Source organism: Pantoea sp. X-Soil-ISGK-421 (assembly GCF_059730785.1).
The window spans coordinates 1,113,883-1,135,226 of sequence record NZ_AP035979.1; the positions used below are offsets into that span (position 1 = coordinate 1,113,883).

Sequence of the window (21,344 nt, forward strand, 5' to 3'; positions counted from 1 at the left end):
GATATTTATGTTATTTAACATTACTTTCTCGCAGCTTTCCCACTTTGATGCGCACCGTTTCCGGCATCGCACTCAGATTATCCTCCCTCAGCCCTAGCATCATATTGTATCCGTTGAATAACCCGGCATCGCCCAGCCGCGGCATTGGCAGCAATCGTGTGGGAATCGAAAGCCAGAACCGCAGATCATAATCGCACCCCAAATATGTCCGCAGCAGCGCCATCACATCCTGCCTGAGTTGCCCATCGGGCATCCAGCCTTTAGCTTCATCGGCATCATCCGTCGAAAGCTCAACCCGCGAACAATAACCAGTCACACAAATCTCATCCCCCAGCACCAGTTGCTGATCAAGTGACAAACCGCCACGCAGTGTAAGCCGTGCGCTTTTCGCCACCGTCATCCTCACCGTATGATGTGCGAAAACCTCAACTTTCGTGTTGGGTGCCTGGCTGCGAATCACTGCTGCAATACCTTCAGCGGTGTGCGTCGGGTGCAGCAGCGGTTGCAGTATCGCCAGTAAGCGCGAAGATGGCAGCTCGCGGTTATGGGTAATACCCGCCAGCGCCATCAGGCTCTGTGAAATGGCATCGTTGCCGCCCGGCTCAAAATTGGCCGGATAACTGTATTTACGCCAGATGCGATAAAACTGTGTCATCAACCGGTGATTGAAGATATCCAGAAACGCGGCCATTGCGTCGGCGCCGTCACGGGCCTGATTAATATCATCAATCATACTCGTAGGCAGCGGCGAATCCACGCCGTACAAGCCAAGGAAATGTGTTCTGACGGTGGGCGGCGCATCAGGATTATCGGCGTCGGTTTCGGTGCGCTTAAGCTCGCCGGAGGGAAAGCCCAGATGTGGGTTGGGGCGAAAGCGCACCGCATCGCTTTCCGGCATGCGGCCCGTGCCCAGGCGGCTATGGGTTGTCTGTTCCAGTAGATGGCAGAAGCGGTAAAAGTTAAACCGCGCCGTCTGATCATCGCCGTTGGCGTCCAGCCAGAACGACGGCAGAGGTGAACGGTTATTTTTGTATTCGTCTGTCACATCAATACCCTGTTTATGCGCCGCTCCGGCCAGGCCCATTCGGTGCCAGAGGCGGTCAGTAGCACTGTCAGCTGGGTAAAGCGGATGACGCTGGCGTATTGCGTCAGAAACTGCTCCAGCAGTTCGCAGAACAATCGCGCATCGCCCGTGCCGCTAAACATTGTCTCATCCAGCAGCATGCGGATACGCACGCCGTGCCAGTGATACGAGGCGTTATAGTCCTGATGCCCGCTAACGTGACGGATACCGCTGATGCGTCGGCGGTTGTTCTCCTCGTCGCTCCAGTTAAATAGCGAGATTACGGCCCGCAGGTTTTCGGCATCGCTTATCATCTGGCTCAGGGCGCGGGGATGCAGCAGCGATATCAGGTGCCACTGATAAAGTTGCGTGGTTGGCGGATAATACGGCATGGAAGGGGGCTGTCGTGTTTTGCACCGCACAGCCAGGTTGCCGATCACTGCGCTGCCATCAAATACCGCTTTCTCCAGCGCCATACGGGGATAATTGCCGTTGGTGCAGGTGATGTTCATAAACAGCGTGGCATCTTCCTGAGCTCGGTCAGCTTCGCTGGCGGTGCCGCCCAGCATCAGCAGGGTTTCATAAAGACCGCTGACGCCACGCCAGATACGCGTGTGGAAATAACGCTCCGGCCATGCCGCTTTGTGTTGCAGCATGCCGCCTTTTTGCCGGAAGTGTCGATACGGCACATAACGCCGCTTATCCAGCTTTTCACTGGCGGCCACCGCATCCACGCTGTAAATCTCCGTATGCTGATCGCCAAGCCGGTGCGGCCGCAGGCGATAATCCAGCACTGCAGGCTGCACTTTCAGCGGCTCTGCGTTGAGAGAGAACAGGTTGATAACCGGAACGCAGTGAATGCGCAGTACATCTTGCGGCAGCGAAATGTCGCGCGGAAGCGGCTGTCTCAAATGGATTTCGAGCATCGCCTCCCGGCAGCTTTCACTAAAGGGCAGCGTGTTAAGCCCGGAAAGGGTAAAGAACGCATAGCGTGCGGGGAAACTGAAATACTCCAGCAGCGGACGCACTTCGCCGCACAAGGCTGGGCTGTCGCTTTCAGGCCACACCGAGCGCCAGTGCTGCTGCCAGCGGGCGCGAATATCGCCAGTAAAGGGTTGTGGATCGCCGTTATCACTCTGCGGCAGGCGAACAGTGATCCGTTCAATATGGTTGCTCAGAACCTGATACATCAGCGACTGCACCGGACGATCCCCGTGGATATAGAACGGGATTTCGCTGAGATCGATCTGGCTCGGATCCGCCTGGGAACTGAGAGCAAACCGCAGGCAGATCATCTGGTGCCCATCGGGATGGAAGGGCGCCGTTATCTCGCTCAGCGTCAGCGGATGCAACTTAAGCGCATCGGTGGTGCGATAGGGGCAGCGCAGGCCGGTAATATCCATCGGGCGGGTCAGCAGCGCAGTGCCTTCAGGCAGCACCGCATCACGTACCTGGACGATCATATCTGGCGTGAGTTCAACGATCGCCATCGATGGCAGCGTGCGGTTTACCACAGGCAGCAGATGGCTAAGCAGTGGCTCGGTCAGTTCCGGGATATCATCATCAATCTTGCGGCGCATCTGCGCCATCAGCAGCGAAAATCCCTGGAAGAGCTGCTCTACAGACTCATCCATCTTCAGCGAGCCACCCTCCATGCCGAGGCGACGTGCAGCCTGCGGATGCTGTTCAGCAAACTCTTGCGCCGCCGATTTCAGATAGCGCATTTCACTGTCGAAATACTTAAGAAAGTCGTGATCGTTCATGGCTGCTCCGGCAACGAGACCAGCGTGTTATTAAGAATCTCAATGATGCGCGGTGTATCCGGATCAAGATCATCGCGGCTTAATACCCGCTTCCATGTACCACGCTCTCTGTCGGGCTGGCGGAACAGGCCAACTATCGCCACGAACTGCGCCTGTTTCTCCATCGGCATAGCCAGACTGATGCTTTGCCCTGGCATTACGCTGAGTTGTCGCTGCGCGATTAGGCTCTCTTTCAGCACAATGTCTGGCTGGGTGAGCAGGGCGTGGTATTCGGTGTAATCGAAAGTCTGACGTTCGCTGAGCTGGAAAATACCTAAACGCAGTGGCATGGCGTGGTGAGCATCATCCAGATTGATCGCGGCGCGGGCGCTGAAAGTCAGATGCAAGGTGTCCACCTGACGATAAAACACGGCTTTTGCCACACTCGCCGTTCCCTGTTTGGTTTTTTGCCAGGCACCACAACTGCCCAGCAGGATTGTCGCAAAACAGAGCGGCAGCATGATTAAGAAACGGCTGGTCATGGTTCATCTCCCTGATAAGCGGCGTCATCTGGCGTGGCTGAAACAAAGAGGCGTGTCGGCAACAAGAAGCCACGCAGATCGAGCAGCGCCAGCGGGCCGTTACCCAGCTCCGTGCGAATTTGATAGTTGAGCGCCAGTCCATCCGGCGTTGGCCACACCACCCGGTAAATATTGCCGCCCAACCCGGTAATCCGGGCGTTATCCAGCAGGCGAATCAGGCCCCAGCTTCCCGGATGATCGGCATAAATGCGGGTTCCCGCTTTGGCGCTGCGCCAGGTGAGCGTCGTTTGTGGCTGCCAGCGGTTGTCAGGCCAGTTCAGGGTTTGCCAACTCTCTGGCTGGTTAAAATATTCCAGCTTCTGGCGATCCACCGTCAGCACAGACTCCACCATCTCACGCGAAGGTTTTGCCATCATCTGGAAATGCAGCGCCACATCTCCCTGGACAAAAGCGACATTGGCGATACGCGCCAGCTTGTTCAGCGCGTTGAGAAAAGCGGGATCAAATTTCAGTCCCTGACTGTGCATGGCATCCGGCACCCAACGATCTCCCTCAAGACGCAGCAGGCCACCTAAACGGCGGTTAACAAACTGCGCAATGCGTCCGGTATCGGTACGCATAAACTGCGCCAGATGTGGCAAGGAGACGTCGCTTTGTCGATTCGCAAACGGATAGCGGTCGGCGAACGCTTCATTCCAGGGAGTAACGATGTCGTTCTGCCACTGGTGGTTGATGCTCTCTGCAGTTGGGCTCAGCACCTGCTCCCAAGCCTGTACCATCGGCTCCACAAACACCGCCTGACCCAATCCGCTCCACTCCTGACCGAGACTGGCTGAAATCAGGCTGCCGTAATCGCGGGTGTCGGTTAAATCGACCGCTTTGCCCTGAAAAACCGTCAGCGCCAGCGACTGCATCATGGCCTGCGGGTCCGGGGCGTTGGTCACCTGCTGCAGACGCAGACGCACGCGGGTAATGCGGGTCAGAAACGTTTGTAGACTGAGGTTCTCTGTTGTCGCCGCGCCACTATCGGTTAGCGACAGTAGCGGCCCAAAAGTGGCATCCAGCGGACCCTGTGGCTGAGTAATCCCTTTTGCTTTATCGCTACTGAGTAGGTGCTTTGCTGAGCTCACTAACGAATCGGTGAGATCGCCGCCGGTTTGGCCGGTGCGGCCCTGAATATTTAGCGTGTTCAGCAGCGCAATCAACGGTGATTGACGTACATCTGCCAGTAGGGTGAGCTGTTCAATCGATTCCGATAGGCTTTCAGCGCGCTGCCATTGCAGGCTGTTAAGGAATTTCAGCCAGGCGCCAGCGTAATCGGAGAAGTAGCGATCGGTCAGCCGCGTCTTAAGTGTTTCCGGAGAGACATCATTATTACTGGCCGGTTTGCCGTCGCTCAGTACCCAATCGATCTCGTCCCGGCGCACCTTTGCCGCTTTCTCAATCGCGGGCTGAATGTCCTCTTCCCACGCTTTACGGGTGAAGACGCCGGGTACGGTTTTATCGGTGTTGAACAGCATGCGGCTGTCGGTGCCGCTGACCATCTCGCTTAACGTCATGTCTGCATAGTCGCGGGATACTTGCTCAAGCAACTGCTGGTAGCGATTGGCTTCAGCATTGCTGGCGCCAATCTGGCGCATCAGGGCTGAGCGCACACTGCTTACCAGTCGCAAATCCGGTTTCAGCCGCCACGCGGGATGTGCCGGCAGATTGGTCATCATAAAGGCCAGCATGTCGCCGCCACCGTTTTGCCAGCTGGTGTCCTCCATGCCGCTGCGCTGCTGCCAGATTGTCATCACCGTGGTACTGAAAAATGCCGGGTCAGATTTGTCGGGATGCGCCAGCATCAGGTAAGCCTTGAGCAGGTCATACATTTTTTTGGCGTCATCTGCTCGCCGCGGACTGTCTGGCGGCAGGTTACGCCAGTTGATCATCAGGGTGGTAAGGCGCTGAGCGGAGGCGTCTCGCAATAGTGGCATGGCGACCTGTTGCCACTGTTGCCACAGGAAATGCAGTAACGCATCGTTCTGACTGAGGCCAAAACGCATATACCAGGGCACTCCGTACAGCTTACGGTGCTGCAGACGCTCGATCTCTTTCTGCAATTCTCGCAGTGCGAACAGCTGCTGATGCAGCGGCTGGCGGGTATCCGTTGCGCTAGCCGCAAGATGTTGATCTGCCTGCAGCAGGCGAAGGTTGGCAATAGATGAAAATACCAGGCACGCCATCCACGCAGCCAGCAAGCAGGAGCAGACCATCAGCAACGATTTTTGCCATGAGGCGCTGTTGGCCACCGGTTTACGCCAGCGCAGCGCCAGCCAATCCAGCCAGGTTTTTCCCGGCTGCCAGGCATGAACCAGTGATGCACTGCCGCTGGTGATCGCTGGGCAAAGCACCAGTCCCGCCAGCGGCAGCGCCCGTGCGCCTTCAGAGAGTTGCGACAATGTTTTTGTCAGCCGCGCGGTGCCGCCGCTGCGCAGTGTGTGCGCCAGCTCCAGCAGAAAACTGTGCTGGCGATTAAGGTCGGTTTGTTGCATACCTCGCTTGCTCAACTGGTGCTCAAGCTCCTCAAGCGACTGACGATAATCATCTGCACCCTCATCGGGGGCAATAATAAATCCTATGGCTTGCTCGGGAGATGTTGATAGCGGCCGCGCATGGCGTTCCCACAGCCACAGCGGGATATCCTGGCCCATCAGGCTGTAGCGTTTTTGCATCTGGCGGGCCGTAGTATCCAGCAGATTCTGCGTCATTTCTGTTTCTGCATTGACCACCCAGACCACCGCATCAGCCAGCTGGCGGCGGATTTTACGCAGCGCCCGAAGCTGCGCGGGCTGCGGATCCGCCTGAGCGCTACCCTGCCACAGTAGCAACGTATTATGCCCTTCCAGCCAGTACTGAGTCGTCAACCCGGGAATGCACTGTTCGACCAGAGGTTCATCTCCGACTACTAGCAGAATGCGTACTCGCCTGCGCCAGCGCCAGCGGTATTGAAAACGCATCTGGCTGATAATGTCCTGCACCATCTGATTCTCTGCTGGCCGCGGTTTCTGCGTTCCCGTTGCACCGGTTACCTCGCGTGCATGCAGCCGTACCAGCCACCGCCAGGCGAGGATAAACAGCGGGCAGAACCATACTAGCGTCAGCCAGACGATCAGTGACCAGAAGGCAATCTGATGCGGCAGAGCATCAGGCAGATCAAGGCTGCTGCCTGCAAAGTAATACAGTCCGGCGCCGATCAGTACCAGTAGGGTAATGGCGGCCAGATAGCCACAAATCAGCCTGAACAGTGAATATCGTGGGTTAGTGCGTGAGGTTTCCACGGGGGACACAAACTCCTGTAATATATCGAGATTCCCTATCTGAGGCGATCCAGCCGCAGGACTGACCGTTGAGCGCAGAGAGCAGCGCCAGCGACCGTAATGTAAAAGGAGTGATTTGCCCGGCGTTGCCAAGCCACGGAGTCAGTACATGATCGAGACCAGACCAACCGCCATCCAGCAGCGCTTCCATCGCTGGAACATCCGCTGCAATGACCCGATCCGGCACATCAGCTAGCCCGGCGTAACAGGACAGTTGCGACACGGTCTGCGCAGCCGTTTCACCGGGTACTTGCTGCCAACACTCTGAACGGTGCAGCAGTGCCGAGCCTCGCGGTGAGCAGAGCCAGGCAAAGGCGGCTTCTCCGGTGATCTGGTCGTAAGCAGGCACGCCTTCGCCACTCCCGGCGCACAGCAGCAGGGCAGGGTGAGTTTCTGCGATAAGATCGATGACGGTGTCAGCGCCAGTCCGTGATGTAAGCCGGAGAATTTCTTCGGGCAGAACGATGCCTTCAGCCAGCAGCGTTTCATTAAAGGCGGCCCGGGTTTCATCATCGCCGAGCCAGCAGAAGTGTGTGATAGGGCGGGTTTCAGCGGACTGATGAAGATGTGCCGTTAATTGGTTAGCGAGATAAGCCGCCAGCATCGCAGAGCGATTGCGTGTGCCGTTCAGCACCAGCGGACAGCGCAGCACGGCGTAACCTTCAGCATTGATACCCGGCTGCGGGGCGTCCGGCGGTTGCGACAATAGCGCCAGATGCTCGGCAACGTCATCCCCGGCGGGCGTCACCAGCAGTACGGTTTCAACCGGTAATGACTGGCTACGATTACGCCACCATGCATCCAGCGCCAGCGATATTTCAGCACCGTGCGTCCGGCTGTTATCAGCGCCTTGCAGCCATGTGAGCCAGCGCAAGGCCACCGCCAGCAGCCAGCACAGCAGCGGCAGCACCAGTGTCCAGAACCAGAATAGCGGCGAGCGGGTTGTTTTCCCTTCCGGCCACAGCAGGATGGTGGTCATGGCTGTGATAAACAGCAGTACGGGCAGCGCCACCCACCAGCGCCGCCAGCGGGCAGGGTTAGCGGCGACATAGTCAACATAGACTGGGGGTTGATTCATCCGCAGATATCCATATCTGGCAGTGAGCTGACCAACGTGCAACCGCAGGCGCACCGGTGGCCATCCAGCGCCACGGGCTTACCGTTTACGGTGCTGTTAGGCGCTCCCTGCATGATGGTGGTCATGCCGTGTTCATTACATTTCGCTTTATCGTTGACGCAGGCCACTGGCTTGCCGAAGGCATCGAAACTGCCGCTGAGCACTTCGCCGCCGTAGGGTTTGAGCGTATCGCCAACGCGCACCAATTTTTTGAGCGTCATACTACTTTCGCTCCTGATGATTTCAGCATATCGATGGCAGAAGTCATCATGGTCTGATGTTGTGAGTTCACAACATCAGAGCGGGCAAGGGCTACAGCGGCCCCTGGCTTCGTGGTGGCTGCCGGCGGATTCAGCGTCTGAATCGCGCCGGTTGCCATATCCTTTACTTTATAAGTGGCGCTGTTATACGCCGTTTTGGGTTCGATAAAATAGATGACATTGTTGGATGTTGGCGCGGCGTTGATAACTTTGCCTTCGACGGAAATCAGGCGAAGGTTTTTATTGGTCTGGTTGCCGCAGTAAATCATGCGATAGCGGAAATATCCGCCCCAGGGTTCACGTCCAGCCAGCGCGCTTTGCATAAACCAGGCGCGGGAATCGTGAATTTGTTCGTCAAAGAGGGCCAGCAACTCAGCACGCGGTTGAGTACGAATGCCGGTGCCCAGCTTGTCGATAAACAATTGCGGATAACGACGATCGCCATTGGCTTTCATCTGCTCGTATTCCGCTTTTTCATCATCACCGTTGATCAGAAATACGGCATGTTTCGGTATTACATCCAATGCAATCTGTTTGGTTTTATCCCACCAGTTTCCATTAATATCTCGGCCCCACTCTTTATAATCATGCTGAAATTCACGAGCCGCTTCGCGTAGTTGATATTGTGCATTGGTGGGGTCTAAATCGGGTTTGCCCTGTAAACTTTCGTCCAGTGGCAAGCGGTTCTTTTTGGCCTCTGCTCGTCGTAAGTTAAGCTCTTTTACCGCTGCTTTATGGTCTTCCGCTTCTTTTTTAAGTCTTTCAGGAGTTAGCTGGGGTGCTTTGTTAAAGAAACTGTTGGCAAACTTATCGCCCTGAGGAAGCATGCTGCCGTGAGCGTAGCGGCCAATGCGCCACGCGGTGATCCAGCCAATCTGATCGATTAGTGCGCTTTCAAGTGTCTGAGAAAGTAGATAGGCGCGATAACCTTCTGATTTATCTCCTGCCTCTTCGCTGCCTTGCAGGGTGGTGTTGAGCAGGGTTTGACGCCAGATGTTGAAGCGTTTAATCAATCGTTCATCTACAGTAAATTCTCTGACGCTCGAAGGTAGCATTACTCTGGAAGGCGAAATATCTTCGATTAATGGTGTGGTGAATTCGGAAGGTAACGCTAAGGGGGCACCTGCATCGAAAGCCGTTGCATACAAATCGTGAAGAACAATTTGCGATAATAATTCGCCAGTACCCTTACATGATTTCCCTTGATCTCCAGGAGGATAACCACCACCAACATCTGAGTGCATTCCAGGATAAATGACCTCCTGAGTGTTGGATGGGTAACTGCCATCAGGGCGACGAACGGAGTCAAGAGGGAAACATAAGCGCTGTTCGTGTGCTGCAACAAAATGCCGACAACACTTAATCATTCCTGGGAATTTACGTTCATCAGGCAATTGCTGACTGTTGTCCGCCCAGCCCATATGACCTGCAGCACCCGGCATCATGTGAGCTGCCCCAACAGACGCCACCGTATCCAGTAATCCTAGAAACTCAATACTGATGGGTAAACCAGCGAATTTCAGATGATCGTTTTTTAAATTAGGGTCGGGCAACCGGGCTAACCAGTTCACAAAAGTGCGCGCTTCGGCAGCTCCGCGAGAAAAACCGTAGATAAACAACTTAATGCCCAGAAGATGGGGCTGCTGGATTTGCGCTGCCTGACTTTCCAACGCCTTTAACAAGGGGTTGATCGCATTACGTCGGTTCACTTCCCCTGATAAAGCTCCGCGAGCTTGCATGCTGGGCAGCATTCCTTTCGCAACGTCATCATCAAGGCGTTTGGCTCCTTTGGTGACAGCATAAGTCAAGGCATTGACTAATCTCAGCAACGCCCAATTAATTCGATCCTCTCCGCCAGCGGCGAAAGCCAGACCATCATTGCTGTAATCCATTTCGCCAATTTTAGGGAAGGGTGTGCCAACACCTGGAATGTAATAGGCGAAATATCCATCGGGTTCTGCTGTTTTGGCATATGTAGCATGAAATAATTTAGCGATATTGGTTGGATGAGGCGGTTTTGCTACATGAGTATCGTTCCCTTCATTATTACCCGTACCATCAAAAAACAGACTTATATGGAGACTTCGGCAGCATGGAATGATGCCTTTCTTACCTGATTCTTCGGCCAGGCTGGCTCGATAATCATTTTCTTCGCGAATCTGTTTTTTATAATTGGCATTAACCTGCGCTTCGCTAAGCGGCAGGCGACCACTGTCAGGGAATAGAGGTGGTGCAAAACAAGGCAGCGCTAAATTCATTTCACGGGACATGTCGCAGGCTCCTTCATGTTAAGGGGCTCTTTAATCGGGTAGCCCGATGTACCGTATCCAGAGCATGCTGTTGTCACTTTCACCTGATTACAAGCCAGGAAATGCACAGTTAAGCCGCAGCGCTCTTTGCCGTAATGTGGAATTTTCACGATGATTTTATGTAGCTGATATTTGGCTGCATGCTGAGCATAAGCTTCCTCTTCATATCCAAATCCCTTTTTCTTCATGGGTATAGTTTCATTTGGATTGGGATCAACTTCCCATTGAATCCGAGCTTTCAATTCAGGTGTCCATTTTTCAGGCAGCATGATGCAGCATGTGTTACCAGTCATCGCCCCGCCATAACCATTAACCGAAAACCAATTAACACCACTGTCAGCCATATGGTTGATACCGCTCAAGTCTCCAGCGGTATAGCCATCATCACCGCTTGCCTGCGAGCAACCGGAAAGAGTAAATAAAGCCAGCCATGAAAATCCGATGATTGATTTATTTATCCTTAATTTGCTGGACATGCTGCTGGCTCCTCCATATTAAGCGGTTCCCTGATTGGGTAGTTTTCAGTGCCATATCCGGAACAAACTGTTGTTACCTTCACTTGATTGCAGGGCAGGAAGTGCACTGTTAATCCACAGCGCTCCTTGCCATATTGTGGAATATTAATTATGGCGCTATGTTTCTGATATTTTGTTCTATGCTGTTCATATGCTTTACGGAACTCATCAGTCCCTAATGGAGGCAAAATTACATTAGGATTAGGGTCAACTTCCCATTTAATCCGAGCTTTAAGTTCAGGAGTCCATTTTTCAGGCAGCATGATGCAGCATGTGTTACCAGTCAGCCTCCCGCCATATCCATTGACCGAAAACCAATTAACACCACTGTCAGCCATGTGGTTGATACCGCTCAGGTTTCCAGCGGTATAGCCATCATCACCGCTTGCCTGCGAGCAACCTGAAAGTATTGAAGCAACGATAAAAATTAATCTGTTCTTCAACCAATCGGATGTTTTCTTTTTCATTGCCACACTCCTTTCATCATTAGCGTTATTTTCCCTGATGCAGAACACTGAGAACGCTCGGAAAATGACTGTAATTGCTGGAGAACATCTTGTATGGCTTGTTTATGAATGAAATCGTAGTTGTAAAAGTCAGAATCATAATTAACTAGCATGACACGATTGCAAGGCAAAAATATTGCGATGACACTTACGGCTTTAAGTAGAGAGTCATCGGGAGTATATGATTCAGTGATGTTACTGCTATCCGTCGACTCTGTTTGTAGAAGCCTTGTTCCAACATCCCAGCTAATCGTCACAGATTCTGGGGGAATAGATGGATTATCCTTTATCATCAGGGATGCTTTATCAAGTTTTCCCGATGCGCTACCAGCCTGAGGAATAATTCTACTTCGGGATTGAGTAAGTATTTCTCCAGTGCTTTTTTTTCGAATAGTATAATCAACGTCTGGTTGACCCGTCATATTGACGGCAAAAAAAGGGACGTAATTTGTCGAGGGTTGTTTATAAACTTTAGGCGAATCGCTCATGGCTAGATCGACAGGCAACAAAAGTGTATCGATCACTGCATCAAAGGGCATAGAAATAACTGAGAAAATTGGTAAGATTCCAGCGCTAAATAACCACATGAATGCATTAGTAGTATTGCGTATATCAGTATCAACTCCGCGATAGACCTTCTCATGACTATCGCCGCGCAACAATGTCCCGCATCCAACTAGCTGCAGAAACAAAATTGCGCAGATTAACTGCTTGCTCAACGTGCTAAATGTCCATTTTTTCATTTAATTTATTCCTTATAGTCCATAAGATTGCCTATATATCCTGCCCGGCTTGCTCTGATAGCTATTACCAAGCATTGTGCAAAGTGTTCCTCACGTGAAGGAACCAAAGTTGCCCGCTCTTTCATCAGCGCCTCGGCATCGCTGATACATCCCATCAGCTCAACCTGTGCATCACTAATGCGATTCATCTCGGGATCATCAGCAAGCTGTCGCTCCGGATGCCATGTACCGGTTTTCCACACCACCTCGTCATCCCGATCTCGCCAGCTCCAGAACAGCGCGATATCGGTGAACGCTGCCTGCTGTTTCGGGGTCAGGACGTGTTCCAGCAAAGAGGGAAACACGCGGTTGTCGTAGTAACGCAGTAAGCCGGTTTGCTCTTCCCAGTGAACCTGAGAAAGTGCCTGGAGATGGCTACTGAGCAGATCGAACGCCAGCGGCGATAACAGTAATGTCAGGCGCGGCGTGCCGGAGAAGTGCTCCACTAGCTGTTCCAGCCAACGCTGGTGGCTGCTGGCGCTCCAGTGCAGTCGCATGACCAGCGGCGAATACTCTGCCGTTGCGGCTTCCGGCGTGCCTTCGAATAGCGCGAACCAGCGTAATGGCGGGGTTATCTGGTTCAGCGCTTGCTGCAGCGGCTGCCCGGTACCGGCTTGATCCACCAGCACATCGATATAATCCTGTCCGGCTGTTCTGCAAAGGGCAGTAGCCTGTTGCAGCCATGTTTTACCGTTGTCTTTTTTTGTCATCGCTAGCCCCTCGGCGCAAAAGCCAGCGCCGCTTCCTGCGCTTTTTTCAGGCACGCTTTGCACACCGATTTAGGCAGCTCTGGCAAGTGAGTTTCTTCGCTGGTGGGAGAATTCCAGGCATGAACGCCACGGATACTGGTTTTACCCGGTGAATGGATCTGGATATCACCCTGCGGCGTGATCCTGATGGTTGCGCCACCGCAGCCCAGCACGATGCCATTTTTCGCGGTCAACCGCAGTTCACCCTGAACGGTCTGCACGCTGATATCTTTCATCGCCGTCAGGCCCAGCGTGTCAGCGTGGGATTCCACCGTCAGTGGTCCTTTGCCTGACACCATGCGGATTCCCTCCTGCTGAGATAGCAAAGAAATCGCCTGGCGTGCGTTAAGCTGGATACGTTTACCACTGGCAATACTGGTTTCTTTCTGGCTTTGCAGATGCAGAGTAGTGCCTGAGTTAAGCAGGATACTTTTGGGACTAACCGCACCGATGCCTTCCGGTGCGCTTAGCAGCATTGCCGGGGATTTCAGTTGATCGACTGCGGTCAGATAAGCCTTGAGATGGGTAGCATCTGGCTGGAGATTGTGGTGTGACTGCGTGAGGGTTTGCCAGTCACTAATCTGGTTGAGCGCATCTTTGATAAGGCTTACCGCCGAAGCCATCTCCAGCACCTGACCCGTTGCGCTGCTTTGCGCATCTGCAGAAAGGAACAGACCTTTACCCGCTCGCAGCGTACCCGTGCTGTCCGTACGCAGTTCAAAACCTTCACCCCGCTTATTGCGGGCATTATCAACGATATGACCGAGCGACAGCTGGCTCTTACCGCCATACTCTGTCGAGAGTTTGACATGCTCATAACCCCGACGGTCCTCAAATCTGAGTTTGTTGTTTGCCGGTGTTCTTAATACATTACGTTGATAATTATAAAGATTAACAGGGTCTTCATGGCGCGAGTCGTGCATTGAGCAGAGGATATAGGGTCTGTCCGGATCGCCGTTGGTAAAGGCAATCATGACCTGCGTTCCGGCTATCAGCGGGAAGTGCCAGCCGTAGACATTCCCAGCATAGGGCTTCGCTAACCGCACTGGCACACTTTCAAAACCGGATTGCCATGACGCATTCAGATCGAACTGGAATCGCACCCGATATCGGCCATATTCATCAAGTTCGGCATACTGCGCATTATCGACCGGGCTGGTTACACGAGCCAGCAGTGTTCCCGCAATGTGCGGCCTGGCTTTCAACGGCGGGCGATAACTCGTGCGAGAGCGCACCGGTACGGCGGTAAAGCAGATCATGTAGGCCGTATTGCGCGAAATTCGGGTTGAAGAAGTTGAAACCACCAGCAGACCATCCGGCGCGTATGGCCACGCTTTACCCTGAGGTGAGAGCACCATGCCCGGCCGGACGTCTATGGCATTGGTCATGCCGTCAAAGACGATTTGCTCGGTGATCAGACGTTCCTGGCGACGCCGGGCAAACCACTGTCCCTGTTCCGGCAGTGCCTGATACTCTTTGCCTTGTTCCTGATAGTTCTCTCCGTAGCGGTAAAGCGTTCCCGTCAGTGCCGGTATATCGGGATCGGTTTCAACCTCGGCCTGCATGTCATTCTGCGCATGGCGGTAATACTCATCATTGAGTTTTGTGCTTGCTGCTACTGACTGATGGTTGACGGATATTTTCCACAGTGACTCCTGACCACCATCAAACAGGCCTGACGGATGACGACATGCAATGCGCATTTCTGTGGCGTAGGCCTGCGAGCTATCACCCAGCACCAGCACATCACGGTGATTTTCGTCATCCCAGATGAAGTAATAAAACACGCCAATATGTGCGAGGTGGCGCTCAATAAATGCAAGATCGCTTTCCGCGTAAGAGATGTAGAAATCGCGTACCGGATACTGAGTGCTCAACAGGAAGTGATAATCAAGTGAAGAGAATGCCCAGTGTTTGAGAATGTCTTCGACCACACCCGGCACGCTTTTGTGTTGATAAACGCCATACGTCAGGCTCGTTCTAAGCAGTGCGAGGCGAGATTCCAGAACCACGACATATCGCGTTTCATCAGCGGAAGATTCACACTGCTGAAAAGCAGTAATCACGCCGCGTAGAATGCGCGGCTCTACCGTTTGCCAGGGTTGACCGTCGGGATAAAACAGCAACTGAGCCGTGCTGTTAATGAAAATATCTGCCGGAATATCGCGGGTGGCACTGGTTATCTCAATCGTGTAGCGCCAGGGCGTATTTAACGCCTCCTCACCGCTGAAACGCAGCACCGACAGCTGAATATCCGGGTGCTGATTCTTCAGCGCAGGGATGCTGAGCTGATAATGGTTGTATACCGGCGTATTTCCACTCTGGAGAACAAAATCCTTTCTGCCCATTAACAGATTCCTTCCTGAAATGTGTATTGGTCTGGCGTTTACCCTTTGCCAGTCAGATATTGCAGATAACCGTTCATGATGAATGTGGCAATGATAACGGTAACCATCACACCGCTACGAATAAGCCAGGGAGAGCGTTGCCAGAAAGATGTTTCAAGGGAGGGGCGCTGAATAAAAACCGATTTGTTGGGGGATTCATCCTCCTCAGGTAATAGTAATTTTAGCTTCTGCATCAGCGTTATACGCTCATCGTTATCTTCATTCAGATACTTTCCACAATAGCCAAATCGCAACATGCGGTAATAACAGGCCACGATGGCTTCCGCAGGCGCGGGTTCGTGCAGCAGCTTCCAGATGCGTGCGTAGAAAATCTCGCCGCCATTCAGGTGGCCGAGAAAATAACCTTGTAAAGGCGTGCGTTTCCACCAGACGGAAATGTCTGCACCCGGGATCGTCATGATCAATTCGTCGAGAAATACGCTATGCGCAAATATGATTTCTTCGCGGAGAGCGTGGGTGACACCCGCGATGTTGAGCTTATCCTGAACCTGCTGAATTAGGGTGAAACAGCGCTGATAGAGCACATCATCAATCGTGATGGTTTGTCCGTTTCGTATGGCGAGAGACAGCAGCCAGGTTTCCTGCATCAGTGAGTCAAGAGTATTGACTGTAATATTGTGATCTGAAGACGTCATGAGCACCATCCTGGTAACTACTGAGTAATATTAATCCCTTAATCCGATAACAAATTAAATCGGGTGTATTGGCAATGTTTATTATGAGAGCAGTTAAAATGCTGGACTGCGAAACTTTTAAACAATGTTTAAACTTCAGTGGTGATGAAGATATTACATGGAGTGATAGTTGATCAAGCTTGCATTTCAAATTTTGGAATGCGGTTCTATTTATGAGCTGGTTTTACCAAACCTGTTAAAAGTAACGTTAACGTCATCCTTTTACGGGTGATGATTACTTATATTCTTTGATTTAATTAGATTTTCAATTAGAAGCGCTAACCACGAAATAGTGGCGTTCTGGCAAGGGCGCATGGGGTTATGTTCGCAGCATACGATGTCACGAAACCGTAGGGCTACAGCCTGACGTAGTTATTGAGGCTGTATTTATTTAGCGTGTAATGTGTATGCGCGAATGTATGGCGTTTTATGGAGGCGTTAATAATTACAGGGAAGGGTTATATTATTTTGGCTTTAATGAGTTTTACAGTTTTATGTTCTCAATAATATTTTTAACCAACGTCAATGCGCCTATTTATTAGCATGTATTAATTTCTTTTTTGGATGTTATTAACTTCACGCTTACTTTTTTACCTCCCGCAACCGCGCAATCAACTCATCCAGCCCGCTCTCCACCAGCATTTCCACCGCATCACTCCTTGTCGTTTCACTTAATCGCACCACCTGGTCGATTTTCCTCAAAACAGACATGCGTAATGACAGTGACACCGCTTTCTTCTTCTCTTTATCCAGAAATACCCGGCTAACGGTTTCGCTCTGTTGCCGTTCGGCGTTGAGCTTGAGTGCTTCATTAATATGGCGCAGGCTTTTCTTATCCAGCTTGCCAGGTGCGGTGAGTTGATAGCAGTGGGTGAGGCGGCTGTATTTGATTTCCGCTGACCAGGATTCACGCAGTTCCTTTAGTGCGCGCGTTAGCGTGGGTTCGGAGCAGTCGAGCGAGGCTAAAATGCGGCTGGATGCGACCGGTTTGCCGCTGCTGAGCAGTGAGGCAAGCATAAATACGCGTGTCTGTCGGGTACTGAGTTGCATGGTCGATTAAAGCCTGCGTTAGTGATCAATGGTCTGTATCGCCCTCCTGGCAAACGGTTTGCGACAGTATCAGAGGGTATTTAAATGTCAGGTAAATAGGTTACGAAAATTCTTGCATCTGGTTTGTGGTTCGGTGGTGACGCGGTGGGCATGAATGCCCACCTTACGAAAACCGTGCATAGCTTTTGCACCGTTTAAAGGTCAAAGGCGCGCGATTAATCGCGCCGCTACGGAGTGTGCGGTTTGGTGAAATCGCATCTCTTCTCATAACTGGCACCGTTTTAACATGGTGCGCCGCGGTAACGCGGTGGGCATGAATGCTCACCCTACGAGGTTTGTCATTTAGGTCACCAGCATCAATGCGCCGTCGGAGCGGGTATCCGGCGCGATGCCATATTCCTGCGCGCGCGCCAGTATCGCGGCGGCCCAGCGGCGATGAGTCGCCGGTTCGCACATTGCACCCTGCGATTTAAATACCGCCTGGCTGGAGTTGAGGATGCGGAAGGCATCTGCCTGATCGCTGGCCGAAACCATCAACATGTCCTGAATCTTGCCGATCTGGCTTGGGTGAATAGCGGTTTTGCCCACCAAACCGTGCGCGATATCCAGTGCCAGTTCCTGATCCATAATCTGCTGATCGTCGATGTGTTCACATACCGGCGCGGTCAGCGCAAAATCCCGCGAAGCGAACACCGCCACCAGCATTTTAATGGTGTAACCCATTGGGCTGTCATACAGCGTGAATTGACGCGAACGGCGCAGCGACAGCACGTTCATCAAATCATTACCGCCGATGCGCAGGGCGATCACGCGCTGGCGGCAAGGGTGGTTTTGCAGCGTAAGGGCCAGCTCGCGCATCGCCACTACGTCAAACACCTCTTCAGTTTCCAGCGTCGGCATCATGCACAGATGGCTCGGTTCAAGCATGTGCCACCACACCGGCAGAGAATCAGCGGTGAATTTCGGCAGCACAAAGCCATCGATCGCGCTGAGGTTGAGGTTTTTCACCAGCCACGCGCCCATCTCGCTGTTGCGCGGACGAATAAACACCAGCGGCCACTGCGCATTGCCATTGGCACGCTGTTCGGCATTCAGCTCCTGCAGGATTTGCTGGAGATTGTGCAACGCCTGCGGCAAATCCGCATCACTGACTGCATCTTCCAGGCAGATCACCAGCGAGCGCAGGCCGCTGATTTTATGGTGCAAAATGGCATCAACGATATCGCTGCGCACCGCCGGCATATACAGCGTTGCGCCCAAACGCCACGGAGAGAGACGGTCGTTCATCACAGCACCTTTTTGATTATCGTCACGGCGCGGTATTGCCCAAGATCGGCTCCCGCTTCTGTGATGGTTAGCCCTTTTTGTTGGGCCAGATAGACCAGCAGCGCCACGTCGGGATCGTCCACCGAACGCACCAGCACCTGATCCGGCACGCGACGCAGTACGGCGCGCGTGGCTTCAGCGATACCTGGCTTGATACGGTTAATGCTGTTCACCTGATAACGCGCCGCCAGCATGGCGATTACCGCTTCACTTTTTGCGACTAGTGCTTGCTGACGTTGTGGATCCTGCTGACAAGCGGGTAGGGCGCTGATATCCAGCGAGCGCGCGTATTCCGCGACGGTGTCCACCAATTGCTGGCTGCAATCGTATTGCGCCAGATGGTCGCACTGCACGCAGCCGTGCAAACTTTCTTCAGACCACAACGAGCGCGAGATCAAGCCCGATACCGGCGCGCCCATAATGCCAAACGGGATCAGCCAGTCATCATCGCTGGCCGAAAGCCACGCCCGACCGCAAGGATCGGCCAGCACCACCAGACGCGGTTGCGCCGGATAACCGGGACGCTGTTCGAGGCTGCGGATCAGCTCGCCGGTGATGGCGCCTTTGCCGGTCCAGCCATCGACGAACACAATGCCTGCGGTGCCGTGGCGCGCTTCGATGATCTCCAGCGCCGCGCTATCAATGCCACGATCGCGGATGATGCTGATGCCGTAATGGTAAGATTCGCGGCCCATCGCGCGCAGCGCCTGTTGCAGCATCACGCCAAGCGGCACGCCCGCGCGCACCAGGCTGGCCAGCACAATTGGCGTGTCGGCAAACTGCTGCGCCAGCGTTCGCGCCAACCTGGTGACTTCTTTCGCCAGGCGTCCCGCGCCCTGATCCAGCGCGCGCGAAAACAGCTCGAGATGCCAGCGCGTCGGTTCCGGTTCCTGGCTCAGCATCTCAGAGTAGTGACGCGCGCCGGATTGGATCAGCTGCTCTTTTTGCTCAACCGGCGTCATGTCGATCTCGACCGGTTTCAGTAGAAATTCGACGTCGCCGGGTTGGTACGATCCAGAGAAAGGCAGGTTATTCACCATCTTATTGTTCTCCGAATAGGGATTGGTTGATGCGCTCGGCAAACTGACTCTGACGCGGAATGCCGTACCAGCTGCACAGCTTCATAAAACGGTGATCGCTGAGGCTGTCACCGAGGCCAATCACCGGGAAGACGCCGCGCTCATTACGCAGTTTTTCCAGCAGGAAGCTGACGGCTAAGCCTTTTTCCACCACATTCGGCAGCCAGGCGACGTTGTTGCTGTTGCGATGGATGTAATAGCCCGCGGTGGGGAAACGTTGCTCAATTTCATCGGCGATGGCGTAAAGCTCCTCGAGGCGCGTGCTGTCGCGATGCTTCATCACCAGATAAATCGGCGTCACGCCATATTCATAGTTGATGCGCGCCCAGCCGTTGATGTCGCGCTCTGCCATCAGGTCGGTAATCGCCTGCTGCATGGAGAGCAGCGCCGGGCCGTAGGGCGTCAATTTTTCCAGCATGTGCGCGCGCCATTCGGCATCTTCCTCACCTTGCGGGTTGAGGATTACCGCGCCATGCGTCGTCACCGCCCAGGATCGAAAAGGGATCTGCACGCGGGCGATCTCTTCGGTGCCACGCGCGGTGACCGGGATCAAATCGGCCTGCTCAATCATCCAGTCGACGAGCATTGACTGCTCTTCGGTCATAAAGCTGCGCGGCTGCAGGCTGAGATCGAGCGCGCCGGTGCGGAACGGCTGCAGATCTAGCTCGTCCACCATTTTGCGGCGCGTCTGAAATAGCGTGTCGTCGAGGTCGGAAAAAATTACCGGTTTATTCATAGCTGATCACTTCCACCTGTGGCGCAACCTTAGCCAATGCCGTGGTTAACAGCGGATCAACGCTGTCGACGGGCGTTTCAATGCACAACACAATGCGGTCAAACTGCTGATGCGCCACGTTATAAACGAAGTTGGCGATGCCGAGGCCGTAGTTATCGCCGAAGGCGATGGCGGATTCGATGGCAAAGCCGCTGGCGATCGGTGAGCGCGTGGTGGAACTGTATTTCACCTGCGCACCTTGTGCCGCCAGGCGTTCGGCCAGCAAGAAGGGTTCCCAGACAAATTCACTGCTGCCGAGCACGAGGATTTTCTCACCCGGCTGTGCCTGAAGGGTGCGGCCAAGATCGCCAGCCGGCGCTGCCATGCCGAGTCGGCCCCAGCTCTGTTTACCGGTTATTGGCACGGTGGCGGCATCGTTAAGTGCGACGGCGGGCATCGGCGGCAGCGCGGCGTCGGGATCCTGTTGCCAATGCCAATCACCTTGTACCAGCGAAATGCTGCGCAGTGGCACCGGGCAGCGTGCGGCTAAGGCATCGCCGCTCCAGTCAGTCAGCGTGACGGCGACAACCTGTTCGATGTGGCTGAGTCCGCCATCATTACGGAGTGCCTCGAGCAGATTAATAAAGGTGTTGCCGGTGGTGGCTTCGTCATCAATCATCACCAGCGTGCGCGCATTCAGCACGCGCTGGCGCAGCTGCGCATCCTCGGGCAGATAGATCAGATGATCGGTAGCGTGGCTGTGATTCTCTTTAAACTCGCACAGCAAATCCGCTTGCTGTGGATGGCGCGTCGAAGTGAGATACACCGCTTCGCTCACGCGCTGGCGCACTTCATCAAATACGCCCGCGCCCAGGCCAACAGCGGTTTCGGCCATGCCGATAAACAGCACCGGGCCGTCAGCGATAGGCGGAAACTGTTCGGCGAGCTGGCGATAAACGGCGCGCATTTTTTCCGGCGCGACCGGAATATGGCGGCCCAGTACTTTACTGACGAAGAGAAAAGCGCGCTTGGGGTTGCGGCGCTCGGCGATCTCAAACAGATCGTCGATAGCGCTGATGCCGCCAGTTGGCGTGACGCTCAGCGTGCCGCATGAAAGCGTCCTGCTCCAAAGTGTGGTCATGAAT

General features: G+C 53.8%; 18 protein-coding genes. All 18 read right to left on the reverse strand.

Annotated elements, in window-relative coordinates; all coding sequences use genetic code 11:
• Window positions 1-10: 10 nt before the first annotated feature.
• Window positions 11-1,045 (reverse strand): type VI secretion system baseplate subunit TssG, encoded by a 1,035-nt coding sequence (gene tssG / locus AC6I8K_RS05065; RefSeq protein ID WP_497826321.1) that lies wholly within the window; start codon window positions 1,043-1,045, stop codon window positions 11-13.
• On the reverse strand, window positions 1,042-2,826 hold the full coding sequence (gene tssF / locus AC6I8K_RS05070) for a type VI secretion system baseplate subunit TssF (protein WP_497826322.1): 1,785 nt from the start codon (window positions 2,824-2,826) through the stop codon (window positions 1,042-1,044). Before tssF ends, tssG begins: the two co-directional genes overlap by 4 nt.
• On the reverse strand, window positions 2,823-3,347 hold the full coding sequence (gene tssJ / locus AC6I8K_RS05075; RefSeq protein ID WP_497826323.1) for a type VI secretion system lipoprotein TssJ: 525 nt from the start codon (window positions 3,345-3,347) through the stop codon (window positions 2,823-2,825). Before tssJ ends, tssF begins: the two co-directional genes overlap by 4 nt.
• Window positions 3,344-6,670, reverse strand: a complete 3,327-nt coding sequence (locus AC6I8K_RS05080) for an ImcF-related family protein (protein ID WP_497826324.1) — start codon at window positions 6,668-6,670, stop codon at window positions 3,344-3,346. The genes tssJ and AC6I8K_RS05080 overlap by 4 nt, the downstream gene beginning before the upstream one ends.
• On the reverse strand, window positions 6,651-7,787 hold the full coding sequence (locus AC6I8K_RS05085) for a KPHS_23130 family T6SS system protein (protein WP_497826325.1): 1,137 nt from the start codon (window positions 7,785-7,787) through the stop codon (window positions 6,651-6,653). The genes AC6I8K_RS05080 and AC6I8K_RS05085 overlap by 20 nt, the downstream gene beginning before the upstream one ends.
• A complete protein-coding gene (locus AC6I8K_RS05090) occupies window positions 7,784-8,047 on the reverse strand; it encodes a PAAR domain-containing protein (RefSeq protein ID WP_497826326.1) in 264 nt (87 codons plus the stop codon). The genes AC6I8K_RS05085 and AC6I8K_RS05090 overlap by 4 nt, the downstream gene beginning before the upstream one ends.
• Window positions 8,044-10,356 carry a T6SS phospholipase effector Tle1-like catalytic domain-containing protein gene (locus tag AC6I8K_RS05095; RefSeq protein ID WP_497826327.1) on the reverse strand — a complete coding sequence of 771 codons (2,313 nt, stop codon included), beginning with the start codon at window positions 10,354-10,356 and terminating at the stop codon, window positions 8,044-8,046. Before AC6I8K_RS05095 ends, AC6I8K_RS05090 begins: the two co-directional genes overlap by 4 nt.
• Window positions 10,341-10,871: a Tli1a family immunity protein gene (gene tli1a, locus AC6I8K_RS05100; protein WP_497826328.1), complete on the reverse strand. Its 531-nt coding sequence runs from the start codon at window positions 10,869-10,871 to the stop codon at window positions 10,341-10,343. Before tli1a (AC6I8K_RS05100) ends, AC6I8K_RS05095 begins: the two co-directional genes overlap by 16 nt.
• Entirely contained in the window at window positions 10,856-11,377 is a 522-nt protein-coding gene (tli1a, locus tag AC6I8K_RS05105) for a Tli1a family immunity protein (RefSeq protein WP_497826329.1), read from the reverse strand. The genes tli1a (AC6I8K_RS05100) and tli1a (AC6I8K_RS05105) overlap by 16 nt, the downstream gene beginning before the upstream one ends.
• Window positions 11,374-12,159: a YceK/YidQ family lipoprotein gene (locus tag AC6I8K_RS05110; RefSeq protein ID WP_497826330.1), complete on the reverse strand. Its 786-nt coding sequence runs from the start codon at window positions 12,157-12,159 to the stop codon at window positions 11,374-11,376. Before AC6I8K_RS05110 ends, tli1a (AC6I8K_RS05105) begins: the two co-directional genes overlap by 4 nt.
• Window positions 12,160-12,164: 5 nt before the next feature.
• Window positions 12,165-12,908, reverse strand: a complete 744-nt coding sequence (gene tla1, locus AC6I8K_RS05115; protein WP_497826331.1) for a toxin Tle1 chaperone Tla1 — start codon at window positions 12,906-12,908, stop codon at window positions 12,165-12,167.
• 2 nt (window positions 12,909-12,910) lie between these two features.
• Window positions 12,911-15,295, reverse strand: a complete 2,385-nt coding sequence (locus AC6I8K_RS05120; RefSeq protein ID WP_497826332.1) for a type VI secretion system Vgr family protein — start codon at window positions 15,293-15,295, stop codon at window positions 12,911-12,913.
• 38 nt (window positions 15,296-15,333) lie between these two features.
• Entirely contained in the window at window positions 15,334-15,990 is a 657-nt protein-coding gene (tssL, locus tag AC6I8K_RS05125; RefSeq protein WP_497826333.1) for a type VI secretion system protein TssL, short form, read from the reverse strand.
• Between the two features lie 621 nt (window positions 15,991-16,611).
• On the reverse strand, window positions 16,612-17,079 hold the full coding sequence (locus AC6I8K_RS05130; protein WP_483816970.1) for a tellurium resistance protein TerW: 468 nt from the start codon (window positions 17,077-17,079) through the stop codon (window positions 16,612-16,614).
• Between the two features lie 342 nt (window positions 17,080-17,421).
• Complete coding sequence (locus tag AC6I8K_RS05135; RefSeq protein ID WP_064740507.1) at window positions 17,422-18,366, reverse strand: HpcH/HpaI aldolase/citrate lyase family protein; 945 nt, start codon at window positions 18,364-18,366, stop codon at window positions 17,422-17,424.
• Entirely contained in the window at window positions 18,366-19,445 is a 1,080-nt protein-coding gene (locus AC6I8K_RS05140; protein WP_497826334.1) for a cysteine protease StiP family protein, read from the reverse strand. Before AC6I8K_RS05140 ends, AC6I8K_RS05135 begins: the two co-directional genes overlap by 1 nt.
• A 1-nt stretch (window position 19,446) precedes the next feature.
• On the reverse strand, window positions 19,447-20,220 hold the full coding sequence (locus AC6I8K_RS05145) for an HAD family hydrolase (RefSeq protein ID WP_497826335.1): 774 nt from the start codon (window positions 20,218-20,220) through the stop codon (window positions 19,447-19,449).
• Window positions 20,213-21,340, reverse strand: a complete 1,128-nt coding sequence (locus AC6I8K_RS05150) for a phosphoribosyltransferase domain-containing protein (RefSeq protein WP_483816974.1) — start codon at window positions 21,338-21,340, stop codon at window positions 20,213-20,215. Before AC6I8K_RS05150 ends, AC6I8K_RS05145 begins: the two co-directional genes overlap by 8 nt.
• Window positions 21,341-21,344: the final 4 nt, after the last annotated feature.